Consider the following 17,209-nt stretch of genomic DNA (forward strand, 5'->3'; position numbering starts at 1 on the left):
ACCTGCTTCAACCGAGCCTGAGGTTGAGCTTGTCGAGCACCGGGCACAGCACCACCCACAGCACGGCACTGGTGGCAGCCGGCCAGAGGTAGTCAAAACCGGCGGACTCCGCCCCCAGAAGCTGCTTGATGAAGTGAACCAGCATCTGGTTGATTCCCAGCAGCAGGAATACGATCACGCATTGCTGGATCAGGGGAAACATCCGCAGTCGCTGGTGTACCGTCAGCACCAGGAAGGCGATCATCGCCATACCCAGGGCATTGACGCCCAGGGGCGTTGCCTCCAGCACATCCAGCAACAGCCCGAGGAACCAGGCCATGAGAATGCCAAACTGGGCCGGTGCCCGGAAGGTCCAGTAGAACACCATCAATCCCAGCCATTCCGGGCGGAACTCGAACCACCCCGACGGGAACAGGGAGATGCTCAGCACCAGGGACACCAGGATACTGACGAACATGACCGGATAGCTGATGATCGACAGCATCAGTTACCCTCCCCGCCGTTGCCATCCGGGGCGGTGCGCTGCTGGTCGTATAGTTCATCGGGACTGGCGGCACCGGCTTCCTGGAAGACCACAAGCACCATTTTGCTGCGGCTCAGGCTGGCCAGTGGCGTGGCATGGATGGTGACGAACGGGGCGCCGGGATCCTTGGTGATGGATGACACCTCCGCCACCGGGTAACCCTTGGGGAAGCGGCCGCCCAACCCGGAGCTGACCAGCACATCCCCTTCACGGATATCGGCGGTATCCGGTACATGGACCAGCTCAAGCTGACCGATATCACCGTTGCCCAGCAGGATGGCCCGCAGGCCGTTACGGAGCACTTCCACCGGCACCGCGTGGCTGCTGTCGGATACCAGCAGTACCCGGGAGGTGAACGCGGAGGTATACAACACCTGGCCCATCAGGCCATTGGCGTCAAGGATGGCCTGCCCGGCGGTAACGCCGTCACGCTCGCCCTTGTTGATAATCACCTCATGGGAGAAGGGGTCCGGTGACACCCCCACCACTTCCGCCACCACGACACGGTCGTCCACGGAGGCGGAGGCGTTCATCAGTTCCCGGAGTTCGGTATTTTCGGCGGCCAGGGCGCCGTATTTGAGGGCCCGGCGCTCCAGAATCATCAGCCGGGCCTTGAGGGCCTCGTTTTCTTCCAGGAGATCTTCGCGAGGGGTCATCACGCCGGCAAACCAGCCACCGAACCGGTCCGGCGCATTGCCCAGCCAGAACACCGGGGCCAGGGCACTGGCGATGCCGCTGCGTACCGGCTCCAGACGATCGAACCGGTCATCCGCCACGATCAGCGCCAGTGACAGCACCAGTACCACCAGGAGCCGAAAGCCGGGGACCGGGCCCTGAACGAATATGGTCTTAATGGCACAGCCCCCCTGCCCCGATTACGCGACCGCCGCTGAGGTTTCCCTCCAGCGGCGGTGTCGGGAGCGAGGCTGTCAGGACGGCACCTGGTGCCATGATCACCCCTCCTGGGAGAACATTCCAATGCCGCTGCGGTCGATCACTTCCAGGGCCTTGCCGCCGCCACGGGCAACACAGGTCAGCGGGTCTTCGGCAATAATCACCGGCAGACCGGTTTCCTCGCTGATCAGCTTGTCCAGGCCACGAAGCAGCGCGCCACCACCGGTGAGCACGATGCCACGCTCGGCAATGTCGGAAGCCAGTTCGGGCGGGGACTGTTCCAGGGCGCTCTTGACCGTCTGCACGATCTGGGCGAGGGATTCCTGCAACGCATCGAGGATTTCTTCACTGTTGAGGGTGAAGGAACGGGGCACGCCCTCCGCCAGGTTACGGCCGCGCACATCAATCTCACGGATCTCGACACCCTCATACGCACAGCCGATCTCGTGTTTGATGCGTTCTGCGGTGGAGTCGCCAATCAGGCTGCCATAGTTACGGCGCACATAGGTGACGATGGCCTCGTCGAATTTGTCACCACCCACCCGCACGGACTCGGCATAGACAATGCCGTTGAGGGAGATGATGGCGATCTCGGTGGTGCCACCACCGATATCCACGATCATGGAACCGCTGGCCTCCTCCACCGGCAGGCCGGCGCCGATGGCCGCGGCCATGGGCTCCTCGATCAGGAACACCTCACGGGCTCCGGCACCCAGGGCCGATTCACGGATGGCCTTGCGCTCCACCTGGGTGGACTTGCTGGGCACACACACCAGCACCCGGGGGCTGGGGGTGATAAAGCTGTTCTCATGCACCTTGTGGATGAAGTGCTGCAGCATTTTCTCAGTGACCACAAAATCCGCAATCACACCGTCCTTGAGGGGGCGGATGGCGGTGATATTGCCCGGAGTACGGCCCAGCATGCGCTTGGCTTCGGTACCGACAGCCGCAACCGTCTTCTGGGAGTTGTTGGTGCGGATGGCCACGACCGATGGCTCATTCAGGACGATCCCCCGCTCACGGACATAAATAAGGGTGTTAGCGGTACCAAGATCAATGGAGAGATCGCTGGAAAAAAGGCCTCGGATACGTTTCAACATTCGCTTTATTTCAACCTGAGAAATGCCGTAGGGAAATGATGCCGCAACTTTAGCAGCGAGCACCCCCGCAGGCAAGGCGTGATCCGCCGCGTTACAGGCTGTTACCGCCTTGTCAGGGTACTGCGCACCCCCCCTGATCTGTTAACATGGTCGTTTTTCACGACCCCGGAGGCAATGCGTGACCATTTCCCGCAAGGACATCGAAAAAGTCGCGGTGCTTGCCCGCATCCAGGTGGATGATGAGCAGGTGTCCGCCCTGGAAAAGGACCTGGGCAATATCCTCGACCTGGTGGACCAGCTCAGCGCCGCCGATACCGAGTCGGTAGAACCCCTGGCCCACCCTCTGGACGCGGTCCAGAAGCTGCGCCCGGACGAGGTCACCGAGAGCGACCAGCGGGCCGCTTTCCAGGCCATCGCGCCGGCCACGGAGAATGGCCTCTACCTCGTTCCCCGCGTTATCGAGTGATCCACCAGCGACACCAGGACTCATCATGCACAACAAATCCGTAGCAGACCTTTCCCGCGAACTGGCCAGCGGCACAGTCTCCAGCGTGGAACTGACCCGGCAGTTCCTGGACCGCATCCGCCAGGAAGACAGGCATTACAACAGCTTCATCACTGTCACCGAAGAACAGGCCCTGGCCGATGCCGAAGCCGCCGACCAGCAGCGCGCTGCCGGCAATGCCACTCCCTGGACCGGCATTCCCTTCGCCCACAAGGACATTTTCTGCACCAATGGCGTCCGCACCACCTGTGGCTCGAAGATGCTGGAAAACTTTATCCCGCCCTACGACGCCACGGTCACCGCCAACTTCCGCCAGGCGGGCGCGGTCTGCCTGGGCAAGACCAACATGGACGAGTTCGCCATGGGCTCCTCCAACGAGTCCAGCTATTTTGGCGCCGTCACCAACCCCTGGGGTGAGCGCCGGGTACCGGGTGGCTCATCCGGTGGTTCAGCGGCGGCGGTCGCGGCGCGACTGGTACCGGCGGCCACCGCCACGGATACCGGCGGCTCGATTCGTCAGCCGGCATCGCTGTGCGGCGTCACTGGCCTCAAGCCCACCTACGGCCGCGTGTCCCGCTATGGCATGATCGCCTTTGCCTCCAGCCTGGACCAGGGCGGCACCATCGCCCGTACCGCCGAAGACAACGCCATGATGCTGAACGTGATGGCGGGCTTCGACCCGAAGGATTCCACCAGCATCGATCGCGAGGTGCCGGACTACACCGCCACCCTGAACGAGTCCATGAAGGGCCTGACCATCGGCCTGCCGAAGGAATACTTCTCCGACCAGCTCAGCCCCGCCATGGAAGAACAGGTTCGCAACGCCGTCCGCGAATACGAGAAACTGGGCGCCACGGTGAAGGAAGTCTCCCTGCCCAACGCCAAGCTGGCCATCGCCGCCTACTACGTGATCGCCCCGGCGGAGGCGTCCGCCAACCTGTCCCGCTTTGACGGCGTGCGCTACGGCTACCGCTGCGAGGACCCGAAGGACCTGATGGACCTGTACACCCGCACCCGGGCCGAAGGCTTCGGTGAGGAAGTGAAACGCCGCATCCTGGTGGGCACCTATGCCCTCTCCGCCGGCTACTTCGACGCCTACTACCTCAAGGCCCAGAAGGTACGCCGTCTGATCCAGCAGGACTTCATCAATGCCTTCAAAGAGGTCGACGTACTGATGAGCCCGGTGTCGCCATCGCCAGCCTTTGTTCAGGGCGAGAAGAACACCGACCCGGTCACCATGTACCTGGAGGACGTGTTCACCATCGCCGTCAACCTGGCCGGCGTCCCCGCCATGTCGGTGCCCGCGGGCTTTGTCGACGGCCTGCCGGTGGGCCTGCAGATCATCGGGGATTACTTCTCCGAGGCCCGGCTGCTCAATGCCGCCCACCAGTTCCAACAGGTGACCGACTGGCACCAGCGCGAGCCCCAATAAGCCCGACGGAGGAGAATGTCACATGCAATGGGATATCGTCATCGGGCTGGAAATCCACGTTCAGCTCGCTACACAGACCAAGATCTTTTCCGGCTCCAGCACCGCCTACGGCGCCGAGCCCAACACCCAGGCCAACGCCGTTGACCTGGCCATGCCCGGCACCCTGCCGGTGCCCAACGAGAATGCCTTCCGCTATGCGGTGATGTTCGGGCTGGCGGTCAACGCCGAGATCGAGCGCCGCTCGGTGTTCGAGCGCAAGAACTACTTCTACCCGGACCTGCCCAAGGGCTACCAGACCACCCAGCTCGAACGCCCCATCGTGGGGCCGGGCTTTGTGGACATCGACCTGCCCAACGGTGAGAGCAAGAGGGTCCGTATCCACCACGCTCACCTGGAGGAAGACGCCGGCAAGTCCCTGCATGAGGATTTCCACGGCATGACCGGCGTGGACCTGAACCGCGCCGGCACCCCGCTGATCGAGGTGGTCACCGAGCCGGACATGAACAACGCCGACGAAGCCGTGGCGTTCGCCAAGAAACTCCATGGCATCGTGACCTCGCTGGGCATCTGCGACGGCGATATGTCCCAGGGTTCCATGCGTTTTGACGTGAACATCTCCCTCAAGCCGAAGGGCTCCGACACCCTGGGTACCCGCACCGAAACCAAGAATCTGAACTCATTCCGCTTCATGGAGCAGGCCATCGCCCACGAAGTGGAGCGGCAGATGGACATCCTGGAAGATGGCGGCGAGATCGTGCAGGAAACCCGCCTCTACAACGGCGATCGCGACGAATCCCGCTCCATGCGCACAAAAGAGGAAGCCAACGACTACCGTTACTTCCCCTGCCCGGACCTGCTGCCGGTGGTGCTGGACGAGGCCTTCATCGACGAGGCACGCAACAGCCTGCCGGAACTGCCGGATGCCCGTAAGGCCCGCTTCCAGGAGCAGTACGGCCTGAACGACTACGATGCCGGCCTGCTGGCGGGAGACTCAAAGCTGGCCACCTTCTTCGAACAGACCGCCTCGTCCGGCAAGGACGCGAAGCTGTCCGCCAACTGGATCCTGGGCGAATTCTCCGCACGCCTGAACGCCGAGGAACGCTCTGTTGCCGACTCCCCCATCTCCGGCGAACAACTGGGCGCCCTGGTGACCCGCATTGCCGACAACACGGTCTCTTCCGCTGGTGCAAAGAAGGTGTTCGAAGCGCTGTGGACCGGTGAAAACAACGATGTGGACGCCATCATCGACGCCAAGGGCCTGAAGCAGGTGTCCGACACTGGCGAACTGGAGAAAATGGTGGACGAGGTCCTGGCCGGCATGCCGGATCAGGTGGCCCAGTACCAGAACGAGGAAGATCCCAAGAAGCGCAAGAAGATGCTTGGCGGCTTTATGGGCCCCCTGATGAAGGCCTCCAAGGGCCAGGGTAACCCCAAGCTGTTCAACGAGATTCTGCAGAAGAAGCTCGGCGGCTGACTGCCTGATAGCCACCCCGGTCCCAGCCTTCCCTAACTGGGTGGCTGGGACCGGGGTGGCACCCCTTTTTCCGCCGCAATTCACGGCCCTTCCCTGGACCGACCTTGCACCGCGCCATCCATGGCGCTGCTACGAAAAGATCCCCCGGCCCGACGCCCATGCACCCAAGGCCAAAATCTCAAACGGATGTTTATTTATATGACCCAGGTCACGACACACCACCTTGCTGGTCAGCAATCAACCAATTACACTCCGGCAGATAGCTAAAATTATAATCTTGGCCCGAAGTTACGTTAGGTTTCTACGAGCCTCTGAAAAAGAGGCCTGGCACCGGTTGATTTTCCGACCGGCGAGGAGTCACCGACAGAAGAGGTAGTTGTTAGGATCGCAGGATGCGGACCAGGGGCTTTTTCAGAGATTCGTTACCGTCCTCGCTTCGGGGAACGACAGGTAACATGATCGAACAAGGTGTCACCATGGGAAAGCCACTCGATGTCGAGTCCGCCAAGCCAATGCGGGTCAAGCCCCGTGCTGCGGAACCCAACCTGCGTGATCAACAGCGAGCCGATGTAAATCTGAGCGTCACCCTCAATCGCCCCGGCCAGCCGGCCATCGAATGCGAAATCTGCAACCTGTCCCGTTCCGGGATGATGATCCGCTGCACCAGCAAGGTCACCGAAACCCTGATCCCCGGCAAGCGGGCCCCCGCCCCCGGCGACTGGATCGACGTCACCGCCCGCTTTGAAGTACCGGTACTGTCACAGCAGTCCGTCCAGCTCTCGGCCCGCTGCCATATCGCCCACCTGCGACGCATGGCCAGGGACGAGTTCCACCTGGGCATCCGATTCGTGGATTTCGACGGGCGCGGTTTCGACTACGTGGACCAGTACGTCCACCGGCTGCTGGCCGACCGCATGGTCTGATCATCCACGGTCGTAAACACCCATGCTGCGATGGCCGGCCCATCGCCGGCAGCATATTGTTATAGCTGTAAACTCTACTAGCTCACCTTCTTATAAGTACCGCTCCCTGATATAGTACCCATCCTCAAATTAATCCTATTTTTCCCTGTCTGGGCACGTCCCCAGGCACTCGGTGAGCGGAACTATGACCACGTACAACCTGACCCATCTGAAACAGCTGGAAGCTGAAAGCATCCACATCATCCGGGAGGTCGCCGCGGAGTTTGATAACCCCGTGATGCTCTACTCCATCGGCAAGGATTCCGCGGTCATGCTGCACCTGGCACGCAAGGCATTCTACCCGGGTAAACCGCCGTTTCCCCTGATGCATGTGGACACCACCTGGAAATTCAAAGAGATGATTGCGTTCCGGGACCGCAAGGCGAAGGAATATGGCCTCGACCTGATCGTCCATATCAATGAAGAAGGTGTTAAGCAGGGCGTGGGGCCGTTTACCCATGGCAGCGCCAAACACACCGATATCATGAAAACCCAGTCCCTCAAGCAGGCCCTGGACAAGTACAAGTTTGACGCCGCCTTCGGCGGTGCCCGCCGGGACGAGGAAAAGTCCCGCGCCAAGGAGCGGGTCTACTCCTTCCGGGACGAATACCATCGCTGGGACCCGAAGAACCAGCGCCCGGAGCTGTGGAACATCTACAACGGCAAGATCAACAAGGGTGAGAGCATCCGGGTGTTCCCCCTGTCCAACTGGACCGAGCTGGATATCTGGCAGTACATCTACCTCGAAAATATCGAGATCGTTCCGCTCTACTATGCCGCCAAGCGCCCGGTTGTCGAGCGGGATGGTACCCTGATCATGGTCGACGACGACCGCATGCCCCTCAAGGAAGGCGAGAAGCCCGAGATGAAATCCGTGCGCTTCCGCACCCTGGGCTGCTACCCGCTGACCGGCGCCATTGAGTCCGAGGCAGACACCCTGCCGGAGATCATCCAGGAAATGCTGCTGGCCACCAGCTCCGAGCGCCAGGGCCGCGTGATTGACCACGATTCAGCCGGGTCCATGGAACAGAAGAAGCGGGAAGGGTATTTCTAAGATGTCACACCAGTCAGATCTGATTGCAGAAGATATTCAGGCCTACCTGAAACAGCACGAGAACAAGGAGCTGCTGCGCCTGCTCACCTGCGGCAGCGTGGACGACGGCAAGAGCACCCTGATCGGGCGCCTGCTCCACGACACCAAGATGATCTACGAAGATCACATGGCCAGCCTGAAGAGCGACAGCGCCAAGATGGGCACCACCGGCGAGAAGCTGGACCTGGCCCTGCTGGTGGACGGCCTGCAGGCGGAGCGGGAACAGGGCATCACCATTGATGTGGCCTATCGCTACTTCTCCACCGACAAGCGCAAGTTCATCATTGCCGACACCCCGGGCCACGAGCAGTACACCCGCAACATGGCCACCGGTGCGTCCACGGCACAACTGGCGATCCTGATGATCGACGCCCGTCACGGCGTGCTGACCCAGACCCGCCGGCACTCTTTCATCGCCTCCCTCCAGGGCATTCGCCATATCGTGGTGGCGGTGAACAAGATGGACCTGGTGGACTTCAGCGAGGAACGGTTCAACGAGATCAAGGAAGACTATCTGGCCTTCGCCGCCAAGCTGGGCCTGAAGGACATCCGTTTCGTGCCCATCTCCGCGCTGGAAGGCGACAACGTGGTGAACAGGAGCGAGAGCACGCCCTGGTTTACCGGCCAGCCGCTGATGGAAATCCTGGAAACCGTGGAAGTCTCCCGGGACAAGAACCTGGAGCATTTCCGCTTCCCGGTACAGTACGTCAACCGCCCCAACCTCAACTTCCGGGGCTTCTGCGGCACTATCGCCTCCGGCGTGGTACGTCCGGGTGATGCGGTGATGGCCCTGCCATCCCGTCGCACCAGCACCGTCAAGGAAGTCGTCACCTTCGACGGCAACCTTGAGGAAGCGTACATCGATCAGGCCGTGACCCTGACCCTGAACGACGAGATCGATATCAGCCGGGGCGACATGCTGGTCAAGGTGGATGATGAGCCGGAGGTGGGCAACCGCTTCACCGCCAACATTGTCTGGATGACCGACGCCCCGCTGGAAACCGGTCGTCTCTATGACATCAAGCTGGGGCCCACCTTCACCTCCGGCACGGTGAAGAAGATTCACCACCAGACCGACGTGAACACCCTGGAACAGAAGGCCAACCCCAGCCAGCTCGCGCTGAACGAAATTGGCCTCTGTGAACTGACCCTGAGCCAGCCCATCGCGTTTGACGCCTACCCGCGCAACCACGCCACCGGAAGCTTTATCGTCATCGACCGGCTGACCAACGTCACCGTCGGCGCCGGCATGGTGGCCGGCACAGCAGGCAAGGTGGAGTCGCTCGATCCGGTGACTGCCGAAGAGCGTGAGCGCCGCCTGGCCCAGAAACCGGCCATCGTGGCCTGCAACGGTCGTAAGGCGGAAGACCTGGCCATTGCCGTGGAGCGGGCCCTGTTCGACCAGGGCAAGACCTCGGTCGTGCTCACCGAGGAGAACGCCGGCTCCGCCGATGATCGCCGTCGCGCGGCGCAACTGCTGGCCGCCCACGGCCTGATCGCCGTTACCGTCAATCTCGGCTCCGACGTGGCCTCCGCCAGCGTCACTGCGGATAGCGAGGACGCCATTCCCGACGCGGTGAACGAGCTGATCCAGGGCCTGGTCCGGGACAAGCGCGTCTAATACGGACTGCCATCCCTGTCGCAACAGCCCCGGCTTTTCACGAAGCCGGGGCTGTTTGCGTTTATACCGGTGTCACCCCGTGCCCGACCATGGCAAAATCGGGCCCTGTTCCATTTTACCCATCCATCAGGATTCATTCGTCTATGGCCATCAAGCAACTCCGAACCGCCTTTGCCAGCCAGTACCAACCCGGCCAGCCCGCCCGCCTGCAATCCGGAGAGCCCCTGCAGGAACCCGGTGGCGACTACGAGATGCTCCACAAGCAGATGAAGCGGCTGTTCAACAGCAAGCCCGGCAAGAAATACGGTCGTTTCTCCGAGGATATCGGCGAAAGCCCCTTCAGCGCCTGGCTGAAGGACTACATGGAAGAGAAGCAGACCTTCGCCTCACTTACCGACCGCCTGTTCGGCCAGTTCCAGGAACTGCTCAACGGCGCCCAGGAAGAATTTGCCGGCCACCTGATGCTGGTCCACGAGGCCCTGGCGGATGGCGAAGTAGTCTATCTGCTGGTACTGGAATCCGACAGCGCCATGCGCTTCGACAACAAGCAGGCCCTGGACGCCACCGACGTACTGAGCCTGTCAAGGCTGAACCTGGCTGTGCGCATCGAACTGGATGACTGGCTGGGTAACAACGCCGGGGAAAACTACCTGACCCTGGTCCACGGCCGTGGCACCGGGGAAGGCGGTGACCTGTTTATCCGCCTGTGCGGCTTCACCAACCAGGTCGATGTTGAAAAGGAAACCGTCACCTTCCTGGACGCCGTGGAAGCCTTCGCCAAGTCCTCGGAACCGGAGAAAGCCGGCGAGGTACGGGCCAAGGCCTATGAATTCTGCAAGGAGCAGCACGCCCTGGGTGAACCGGTGGCCATCGATGCCCTGTCCGGCTACCTGGATGAAAGCCAGCCGGAGCGCTTCCGGGAGTTCGCCTCACAGAATGCCGAAGTACCCGAGAGTGGCGTACTGCACCCGGACCACCGCAAGGTCAAGAAACTGGTCCGCATCGCCGGCTCGGGCGGCGGCATGAGCCTGTCCTTCTCCTCCGACCTGGTCAACCAGGCGGTCTACTACGACCGGGACAAGGACGCCCTCACCATCACCCGACTGCCCAAGGCCCTGCGGGAGCAGTTGCAGCGGTATCTGGAAGGGCGCGATAGCGAGTGAAGGTGTCGTGAACCCGTTCGGCATCTGATGCATACGATGGGTACACACTCATGAGCACGGACAAAGCCATGGACAACGTCGACCGCATGACCAGTCTTGAGAAGATCAGAGCCATGGAACAGCTCTGGGACGCCTTGACCCGCGACAGTGAGCTGCCTGCTTCACTCCAATGGCACGGTGAAGAACTACAGCACAGAACTTCCCGGATTCAGGAAAACCAGGTGAACTACCTGGGTCTTGGCCAGACGAAGGGCGTGTCAGTCGCTGATCAAATCCGGATGCCGCTGCCTGCGAACTTCATTCATCCACCCCACCCCATCAATTAACTCACCGGTTTCCGGATCAATGGGCGGGTACGGCAGGTTGCGGTCATCGCAGTAGCGCTTGACGGTGGGCTGGCACCACTGGAACAGCAGGCGCCTATACTCGTCGTCCGGCAGGCGGCGCTGGTCGAACAGACCGGCGAGTTTTCGCTGGCGCTGGGCCTCGGACAGGATGATGGCGCAGGCGGATGACACGTTCAGGGACTCGACCATCCCCATCATGGGGATGACAATGTGCTCGTCCGCATGGTCCGAGGCGCTGGCGCTGACGCCGTCCACCTCGTTGCCCATGATCACCGTGCAGGGCACCGTATAGTCCACCTCACGATAGTCCACCGCCCGGTCTGACAGTTGTGCCGCGTATAGCTTGTGGCCACTGGCTTTCAGGCTCGCTACCGCGTCATCCATGGTGGGATGGGTGTGGGTGCGCACCCAGTTATAGCTGCCGCCGGCGGTCTTGCGGAACGCCCGGAAGCCCTCCTTTGGCCACACCACGTGCATATTGGCCAGGCCAAAGGCATCGCAGGAGCGAATAATGGCGGACAGGTTGCGGGGCTTGTGGACCTGGTCGGTCAGCACGCTGATGTCGGGCTGACGAGTGTCCAGGATGTGCTTGATTCGGGCAAGGCGTTCAGGAGTCATATCAGGTTCATTAACTGCTTTCGGTAGTGGCGGTTGCCGAAGAGCCAGGCATTTTACCACAATCGGCTACCAACTAACCGAGACAACGGTGGTTGATGATTAGCCACACCGTTATAATACCCGGTCCAGTTCTGCCAGCGTCCGCAGGCGCCGAATTCACCACGTTAGTTGAGACCCATGGCCAAGAAGCTATTTATCAAGACCCACGGCTGCCAGATGAACGAGTACGACTCCGCCCGTATGGCGGACCTGCTCAAGACCGGCGAAGCGGTGGAAATGACCGATACGGCGGAAGACGCCGACATCCTGCTGCTGAACACCTGCTCCATCCGCGAGAAGGCCCAGGAGAAGGTCTTCCACCAGCTCGGCCGCTGGAAGAGTCTCAAGAAGCACAAGCCCGAGCTGATCATCGGCGTGGGTGGCTGCGTTGCCAGCCAGGAAGGCCAGGCCATCATCGATCGTGCCCCCTACGTGGACATGGTGTTCGGCCCCCAGACCCTGCACCGCCTGCCGGACATGATCACCGAGATCAAGACCAAGGGTAACGGCGTCGGCGTGGTGGACGTCAGCTTCCCGGAAATCGAGAAGTTCGACAACCTGCCGGAGCCTGGCGCCGACGGCCCCTCCGCCTTCGTCTCCATCATGGAAGGCTGCAGCAAATACTGCACCTTCTGCGTGGTGCCCTACACCCGGGGCGAGGAAGTCAGCCGCCCGGTGGACGACGTCATCGTGGAAGTGGCCCACCTGGCCAGCCAGGGCGTGCGCGAGGTCAACCTGCTGGGCCAGAACGTCAACGCCTACCGGGGCGACACCCACGACGGTGATGTCATGGACCTGGCGGAACTGATCGAGGTTATTGCCACCATCGACGGTATCGACCGCATCCGCTACACCACCTCACACCCGGTGGAATTCACCGACGCCATGATCGACGTCTACGAAAAGGTACCGGAACTGGTCAGCCACCTCCATCTGCCGGTCCAGAGCGGTTCCGACCGTATCCTGGCGGCCATGAAGCGGGGCCACACCGCCCTGGAGTACAAATCCAAGCTGCGCCGCCTGCGCAGGATCCGCCCGGACATCAGCTTCTCGTCCGACTTTATCATCGGCTTCCCGGGGGAAACCGAAAAAGACTTCGAGGACACCATGAAGCTGATCAACGATATCGGCTTCGACGTGTCCTTCAGCTTCGTCTACAGCGCACGACCGGGCACCCCGGCCTCCGACCTGCCGGACGATACCCCCATGGATGTCAAGAAGCAGCGCCTGGCCATCCTGCAGGAGCGCATCAACCAGCAGGCCATGGACATCAGCCGCAAGATGGTGGGCACCACCCAGCGAATCCTGGTCACCGGCCTGTCCAAGAAAGACCCGGGCGAATACGCCGGTCGTACCGAGAACAACCGCATCGTCAACTTCCGCCACGACAATCCCGAGGTGGTTGGTAACTTTATTGATGTGGAAATCAAGGAAGCTTTACCGAACTCCCTGAGGGGTATACCGGTCAACGACGAACTATACTGAGGGCTGACTCCAGCACCCTCTCCCGTGGCCCAACCCCCAAAACCAGAACAGAGGAAAGATTGACTACCACCACCGAAGCCCGACAATTCGATCTGAGCCCCGCCGACCAACGCCGGCTCGCCGTCCTGTGCGGCCAGTTCGATGAGCACCTCAAGCACATCGAACGCCGCATGGACGTCCGCATCGGCCGCCGTGGCCACCACTTCCGCATCGAAGGCCAGCCGGAGAACGCCACCGCCGCCACCGAAGTCATCCGCCACCTGTATCGGGAAACCGAAGCCACCGACGACATCAGCCCGGAAACCGTCCACCTGTTCATCCGGGAATCCGGCTTCGAGCGCCTTCCCGAAGCCTCCGAGTGGGACGGCAACCAGATCGTCATCAAGACCCCGAAACTGCAGGCCCGGCCCCGGGGCAAGAACCAGCAGAAGTACGTCCACAACATCCGCAACCACGACGTCAACTTCGGCATTGGCCCCGCCGGCACCGGCAAGACCTGGCTGGCCGTGGCCTGCGCCGTGGAAGCCCTGAAGGACGAACAGGTCAAACGCATCCTGCTGGTCCGCCCGGCGGTGGAGGCCGGCGAAAAACTTGGCTTCCTGCCCGGCGACCTGGCCCAGAAGGTAGACCCCTACCTGCGTCCGCTCTACGACGCCCTCTACGAAATGCTGGGCTTCGACCAGGTGACCCGCCTGATCGAGAAGAGCGTGATCGAAATCGCCCCCCTGGCCTTCATGCGCGGACGGACGCTTAATAATTCCTTCATCATTCTCGACGAGAGTCAGAATACTACCCGGGAACAGATGAAAATGTTCCTGACCCGGATCGGCTTCGGCTCCACCGCGGTGATCACCGGCGACACCACCCAGGTGGACCTGCCCCGGGGGCAGAACTCCGGCCTGATCCATGCCGCCAGCGTGCTGGGCAAGGTGTCGGGTATCGGCTTCACCCGCTTCGAGTCCGGCGACGTGGTCCGCCATCCGCTGGTGCAGCGGATTGTGGAAGCCTACGACAGCTTCAACGAAGACGACCCGGTATGAGCGAACTGACGGTCGACATCCAACGGGTCATCGATAGCGGTGAACTGCCCGGAGACGACCAGTTGACCCGCTGGGCCCGGGCCGGCTGGCAACAGGCCCATGATTCGGAAGTCACCCTGCGCCTGGTGGACGAGTCGGAGAGTCAGGCCCTGAACCACCAGTATCGTGGCAAGGACCGGCCCACCAACGTGCTGTCCTTCCCATTTGAGGCGCCAGCCGGTATAACAGTCCCTCTGGCCGGAGATCTGGTGATCTGCGCGCCGGTGGTGGCCCGGGAGGCCGCCGAACAGGACAAGACACCAGAGGCACACTGGGCCCATATGGTCATCCATGGCCTGTTGCATCTTCAGGGTTACGACCATATTGAAGATGACGAGGCCGAGGCTATGGAAGCCCTGGAAATCCGGTTGCTGGCCGACCTTAGCTACGGCAACCCCTATGAGACAGAGGAATCGGAACCACACTCATGAGCGACGATCAGTCGAGTCGCGGCCAGGACCGAAAATCCTGGCTGGAGCGAATATCCCAGGCTTTCTCCAGCGAGCCTGAGTCCGTCGAGGACGTGCTGGAGATCCTTCGCGACGCCGAAGAGCACAACATTATCGACACCGATGCCATGAGCATCATCGAAGGCGCCATGCAGGTCATCGACATGCGCGTCGACGAAATCATGATCCCCCGCTCCCAGATGGTCACCGTCAAGGCTTCCCAGGAGCCCAAGGCCTTCCTGCAGGAAATCATCGACTCCGCCCACAGCCGGTTCCCGGTGATCGGCGACAGCCAGGACGACGTTACCGGCGTGTTGCTGGCCAAGGACCTGCTACCCCTGGCGCTCAATAACGACCTCAACTGGAACCGCATCCGCGAGATCCTGCGTCCACCCACCTTTGTGCCCGAGAGCAAGCGCCTCAACCAGCTGCTCAAGGAGTTCAAGGAAAACCGCAACCACATGGCCATCGTGGTGGACGAGTACGGCGGCACTGCCGGCCTGATCACCATTGAGGACGTGCTGGAACAGATTGTCGGCGAGATTGAGGACGAACACGATTTCGACGAGGAAACCAATATCAAGCCCCACGGCGATGGTTCCTGGGCGGTGAAAGCGGTGACCTCCGTGGAAGACTTCAACGAGTTCTTCGGGACCGAAATGGACCAGCAGGAGTTCGATACCATTGGCGGCATCGTGCTCAAGGAGTTCGGCCACCTGCCGCGCCGGGGCGAAACTACCAGCTTTCACGGCTTCACCTTCACTATCGCCAACGCCGACAACCGCGTGATCCGGTTACTGCAGGTGACACGGGACGATGCTGAGTAACCCCCTGGCCAGGACACCACGCTGGCTCAACGGTCTGATCCTGCTACTGGCAGGGGCGCTGCAGACACTCACCTTTTCCCCCTGGGACTGGTGGTGGTTCGGCCCCCTGTCCACCGCCCTGATCGTGTTCGCCGCCCTGCCCCTGGCTGCCCGCCACCTGTTCCTGGCCGGCTGGCTGACCGGGCTGGGGCTGTTTGCGTCCGGGGTGACCTGGATTTACATCAGCATCAGCGAGTACGGTAATACATCGACCCCCATCGCCATCACACTGATGGCGCTGTTCGTCGCCGGCCTGGCGCTGGTACACGGGCTGGCGTTCTGGTTCTGGGGCAAACTGGCGAAGGACACCCCGGTACGTCGCCTGATCCTGTTTCCGGCGGTGTGGGTGCTGGCGGACTGGGTTCGTGGCTGGCTGCTGACGGGTTTCCCCTGGCTGTACCTGGGGACCGCCCAGGTGGATGGCCCGCTGGCGGGCTGGGCACCGGTTACTGGCGTCCACGGCATCACCCTGATGGTCACCGCCACCGGCGCAGCCCTGTATGCCCTTTACGGGCTGGTCCGCGCCAGGCGGGTAACACAGGCGGCGATCCTTGGTGCCTGCACTCTCGCCATCTGGCTCGCCGGCCCGGCCCTGAATCGTATCCCGTGGACCCAGGTGTCCGATGACACCCTGAGCTTCGCCACCATGCAGGGCAATATTCCCCAGCAGATCAAGTGGGACCCGGATTTCCTGCGGGATCAGCTGGTGATCTACCTGGGGCTCACCGAGGACGACTGGAACCGGGATATCATCCTGTGGCCGGAAACCGCGATCCCCATCACCCAGGACCAGGCCGGCCCGATCATCGAGCATATTCAATCCAAACTCGGTGAAGGCAGTACGCTGATCAGCGGCATCCCCTGGTACACCTACAGTGCCGCGCGGGAGGACTACACCTTCCATAATTCCATTATGGCCATTGGCGCCCAGGACGGCGGGGTCTACCACAAGCAGAAACTGGTGCCGTTCGGGGAGTATGTTCCCCTGGAACAGTGGTTGCGTGGCGTTATCGGCTTCTTCGACCTGCCCATGTCCAGCTTCAGCCGCGGTCCGGAATACCAGGACCCACTGGTGGCCGGCGACGCCAGGCTCACGCCAGCCATCTGCTACGAGGTGGCCTATGCGGATTTCGTCGCCAGGAACGCCCGCCGGGGCAATATGCTGGTGACCATCAGCAACGACGGCTGGTTCGGGGACTCCATCGGCCCCCACCAGCACCTGCAGATGGCCCGGATGCGGGCTCTGGAGACCGGGCGCTACATGCTGCGGGGCACCAACAACGGGGTAACGGCGGTGATCGACGAGAAGGGACAGATCGCCGGGCAGATTCCCCAGTTTGAGCGCGCGGTCATGGATGGCGAGATTCGCACCGCCAGTGGCAACACACCGTTCATGCTGACCGGCTCCTGGCCGGTGCTGACGCTGGTAGCGATACTGATCGTGTTTGTGCGGGAGCGGGTGATTCCCAAGCCCTGACCTGCACTACATACCTAGCCCCTCTCCCCTGGAGGGAGAGGGGGACGAAACTAACTCCGCCGTCCAATCTCAGGCGCTCTGC

Annotated in this window: 17 protein-coding genes; 13 read left to right on the forward strand and 4 right to left on the reverse strand. The window is 61.7% G+C overall.

Annotation, left to right across the window (positions count from 1 at the left end; translation table 11 throughout):
• Positions 1-7 precede the first annotated feature (7 nt).
• From mreD to ACJO3T_RS06215, 3 genes are all read right to left on the reverse strand, one after another.
• The gene (gene mreD / locus ACJO3T_RS06205) at positions 8-484 is read right to left on the reverse strand and encodes a rod shape-determining protein MreD (protein ID WP_406961727.1); all 477 of its coding nucleotides are present in this window, start codon (positions 482-484) and stop codon (positions 8-10) included.
• Positions 484-1,368 carry a rod shape-determining protein MreC gene (gene mreC, locus ACJO3T_RS06210; RefSeq protein ID WP_406962369.1) on the reverse strand — a complete coding sequence of 295 codons (885 nt, stop codon included), beginning with the start codon at positions 1,366-1,368 and terminating at the stop codon, positions 484-486. The genes mreD and mreC overlap by 1 nt, the downstream gene beginning before the upstream one ends.
• A gap of 108 nt (positions 1,369-1,476) precedes the next feature.
• The gene (locus ACJO3T_RS06215; RefSeq protein WP_328189475.1) at positions 1,477-2,517 is read right to left on the reverse strand and encodes a rod shape-determining protein; all 1,041 of its coding nucleotides are present in this window, start codon (positions 2,515-2,517) and stop codon (positions 1,477-1,479) included.
• A 178-nt stretch (positions 2,518-2,695) separates the two neighbouring features.
• On the opposite strand from ACJO3T_RS06215, the gene gatC reads away from it, so the two are divergent.
• The 8 genes from gatC (at position 2,696) to ACJO3T_RS06255 (ending at position 11,093) form a co-directional block, all read left to right on the forward strand.
• The gene (gatC, locus tag ACJO3T_RS06220) at positions 2,696-2,983 is read left to right on the forward strand and encodes an Asp-tRNA(Asn)/Glu-tRNA(Gln) amidotransferase subunit GatC (RefSeq protein WP_406961725.1); all 288 of its coding nucleotides are present in this window, start codon (positions 2,696-2,698) and stop codon (positions 2,981-2,983) included.
• A gap of 25 nt (positions 2,984-3,008) precedes the next feature.
• Entirely contained in the window at positions 3,009-4,454 is a 1,446-nt protein-coding gene (gatA, locus tag ACJO3T_RS06225; RefSeq protein ID WP_406978079.1) for an Asp-tRNA(Asn)/Glu-tRNA(Gln) amidotransferase subunit GatA, read from the forward strand.
• Positions 4,455-4,476: 22 nt separating this feature from the next.
• Positions 4,477-5,928, forward strand: a complete 1,452-nt coding sequence (gene gatB, locus ACJO3T_RS06230) for an Asp-tRNA(Asn)/Glu-tRNA(Gln) amidotransferase subunit GatB (protein ID WP_406978080.1) — start codon at positions 4,477-4,479, stop codon at positions 5,926-5,928.
• A gap of 476 nt (positions 5,929-6,404) precedes the next feature.
• Positions 6,405-6,851 (forward strand): PilZ domain-containing protein, encoded by a 447-nt coding sequence (locus ACJO3T_RS06235; RefSeq protein WP_406978081.1) that lies wholly within the window; start codon positions 6,405-6,407, stop codon positions 6,849-6,851.
• 184 nt (positions 6,852-7,035) lie between these two features.
• Positions 7,036-7,944, forward strand: coding sequence for a sulfate adenylyltransferase subunit CysD (gene cysD / locus ACJO3T_RS06240; RefSeq protein WP_406978082.1), 909 nt, complete (start codon positions 7,036-7,038; stop codon positions 7,942-7,944).
• Position 7,945: 1 nt separating this feature from the next.
• The gene (gene cysN / locus ACJO3T_RS06245) at positions 7,946-9,604 is read left to right on the forward strand and encodes a sulfate adenylyltransferase subunit CysN (protein ID WP_406961714.1); all 1,659 of its coding nucleotides are present in this window, start codon (positions 7,946-7,948) and stop codon (positions 9,602-9,604) included.
• A 143-nt stretch (positions 9,605-9,747) separates the two neighbouring features.
• Positions 9,748-10,767 carry a nucleoid-associated protein gene (locus ACJO3T_RS06250; RefSeq protein ID WP_406978083.1) on the forward strand — a complete coding sequence of 340 codons (1,020 nt, stop codon included), beginning with the start codon at positions 9,748-9,750 and terminating at the stop codon, positions 10,765-10,767.
• Between the two features lie 86 nt (positions 10,768-10,853).
• A complete protein-coding gene (locus tag ACJO3T_RS06255; RefSeq protein WP_406978104.1) occupies positions 10,854-11,093 on the forward strand; it encodes an addiction module protein in 240 nt (79 codons plus the stop codon).
• Here the strand turns inward: ACJO3T_RS06255 and trmH are convergent.
• A complete protein-coding gene (trmH, locus tag ACJO3T_RS06260; protein ID WP_406978084.1) occupies positions 11,025-11,732 on the reverse strand; it encodes a tRNA (guanosine(18)-2'-O)-methyltransferase TrmH in 708 nt (235 codons plus the stop codon). The two genes, ACJO3T_RS06255 and trmH, sit on opposite strands and share 69 nt — an antisense overlap.
• 177 nt (positions 11,733-11,909) lie before the next feature.
• Here trmH and miaB point away from each other — a divergent pair, with 177 nt between their 5' ends.
• The 5 genes from miaB to lnt are packed head-to-tail and all read left to right on the forward strand — an operon-like array spanning position 11,910 to position 17,127.
• Complete coding sequence (gene miaB, locus ACJO3T_RS06265; protein WP_406978085.1) at positions 11,910-13,256, forward strand: tRNA (N6-isopentenyl adenosine(37)-C2)-methylthiotransferase MiaB; 1,347 nt, start codon at positions 11,910-11,912, stop codon at positions 13,254-13,256.
• 59 nt (positions 13,257-13,315) lie between these two features.
• Positions 13,316-14,296, forward strand: a complete 981-nt coding sequence (locus ACJO3T_RS06270) for a PhoH family protein (RefSeq protein WP_406961706.1) — start codon at positions 13,316-13,318, stop codon at positions 14,294-14,296.
• Entirely contained in the window at positions 14,293-14,766 is a 474-nt protein-coding gene (ybeY, locus tag ACJO3T_RS06275; protein WP_406978086.1) for an rRNA maturation RNase YbeY, read from the forward strand. The genes ACJO3T_RS06270 and ybeY overlap by 4 nt, the downstream gene beginning before the upstream one ends.
• Positions 14,763-15,611 carry a CorC family transporter gene (locus tag ACJO3T_RS06280; protein ID WP_406978087.1) on the forward strand — a complete coding sequence of 283 codons (849 nt, stop codon included), beginning with the start codon at positions 14,763-14,765 and terminating at the stop codon, positions 15,609-15,611. Before ybeY ends, ACJO3T_RS06280 begins: the two co-directional genes overlap by 4 nt.
• Positions 15,601-17,127 (forward strand): apolipoprotein N-acyltransferase, encoded by a 1,527-nt coding sequence (gene lnt, locus ACJO3T_RS06285; RefSeq protein ID WP_406978088.1) that lies wholly within the window; start codon positions 15,601-15,603, stop codon positions 17,125-17,127. The genes ACJO3T_RS06280 and lnt overlap by 11 nt, the downstream gene beginning before the upstream one ends.
• The last annotated feature ends 82 nt before the right edge of the window (positions 17,128-17,209 follow it).

This window comes from Marinobacter shunpengi (assembly GCF_045449715.1).
Taxonomy (GTDB): domain Bacteria; phylum Pseudomonadota; class Gammaproteobacteria; order Pseudomonadales; family Oleiphilaceae; genus Marinobacter.

What these genes read in the sequence shown, in the direction of transcription:
- mreD (WP_406961727.1), bottom strand. Translation starts at nt 484, where the DNA reads ATGCTGTCGATCATCAGCTATCCGGTCATGTTCGTCAGTATCCTGGTG.
- ACJO3T_RS06215 (WP_328189475.1), bottom strand. Translation starts at nt 2,517, where the DNA reads ATGTTGAAACGTATCCGAGGCCTTTTTTCCAGCGATCTCTCCATTGAT.
- gatA (WP_406978079.1), top strand. Translation starts at nt 3,009, where the DNA reads ATGCACAACAAATCCGTAGCAGACCTTTCCCGCGAACTGGCCAGCGGC.
- gatB (WP_406978080.1), top strand. Translation starts at nt 4,477, where the DNA reads ATGCAATGGGATATCGTCATCGGGCTGGAAATCCACGTTCAGCTCGCT.
- ACJO3T_RS06235 (WP_406978081.1), top strand. Translation starts at nt 6,405, where the DNA reads ATGGGAAAGCCACTCGATGTCGAGTCCGCCAAGCCAATGCGGGTCAAG.
- cysD (WP_406978082.1), top strand. Translation starts at nt 7,036, where the DNA reads ATGACCACGTACAACCTGACCCATCTGAAACAGCTGGAAGCTGAAAGC.
- cysN (WP_406961714.1), top strand. Translation starts at nt 7,946, where the DNA reads ATGTCACACCAGTCAGATCTGATTGCAGAAGATATTCAGGCCTACCTG.
- ACJO3T_RS06250 (WP_406978083.1), top strand. Translation starts at nt 9,748, where the DNA reads ATGGCCATCAAGCAACTCCGAACCGCCTTTGCCAGCCAGTACCAACCC.
- ACJO3T_RS06255 (WP_406978104.1), top strand. Translation starts at nt 10,854, where the DNA reads ATGACCAGTCTTGAGAAGATCAGAGCCATGGAACAGCTCTGGGACGCC.
- trmH (WP_406978084.1), bottom strand. Translation starts at nt 11,732, where the DNA reads ATGACTCCTGAACGCCTTGCCCGAATCAAGCACATCCTGGACACTCGT.
- miaB (WP_406978085.1), top strand. Translation starts at nt 11,910, where the DNA reads ATGGCCAAGAAGCTATTTATCAAGACCCACGGCTGCCAGATGAACGAG.
- ybeY (WP_406978086.1), top strand. Translation starts at nt 14,293, where the DNA reads ATGAGCGAACTGACGGTCGACATCCAACGGGTCATCGATAGCGGTGAA.
- ACJO3T_RS06280 (WP_406978087.1), top strand. Translation starts at nt 14,763, where the DNA reads ATGAGCGACGATCAGTCGAGTCGCGGCCAGGACCGAAAATCCTGGCTG.
- lnt (WP_406978088.1), top strand. Translation starts at nt 15,601, where the DNA reads ATGCTGAGTAACCCCCTGGCCAGGACACCACGCTGGCTCAACGGTCTG.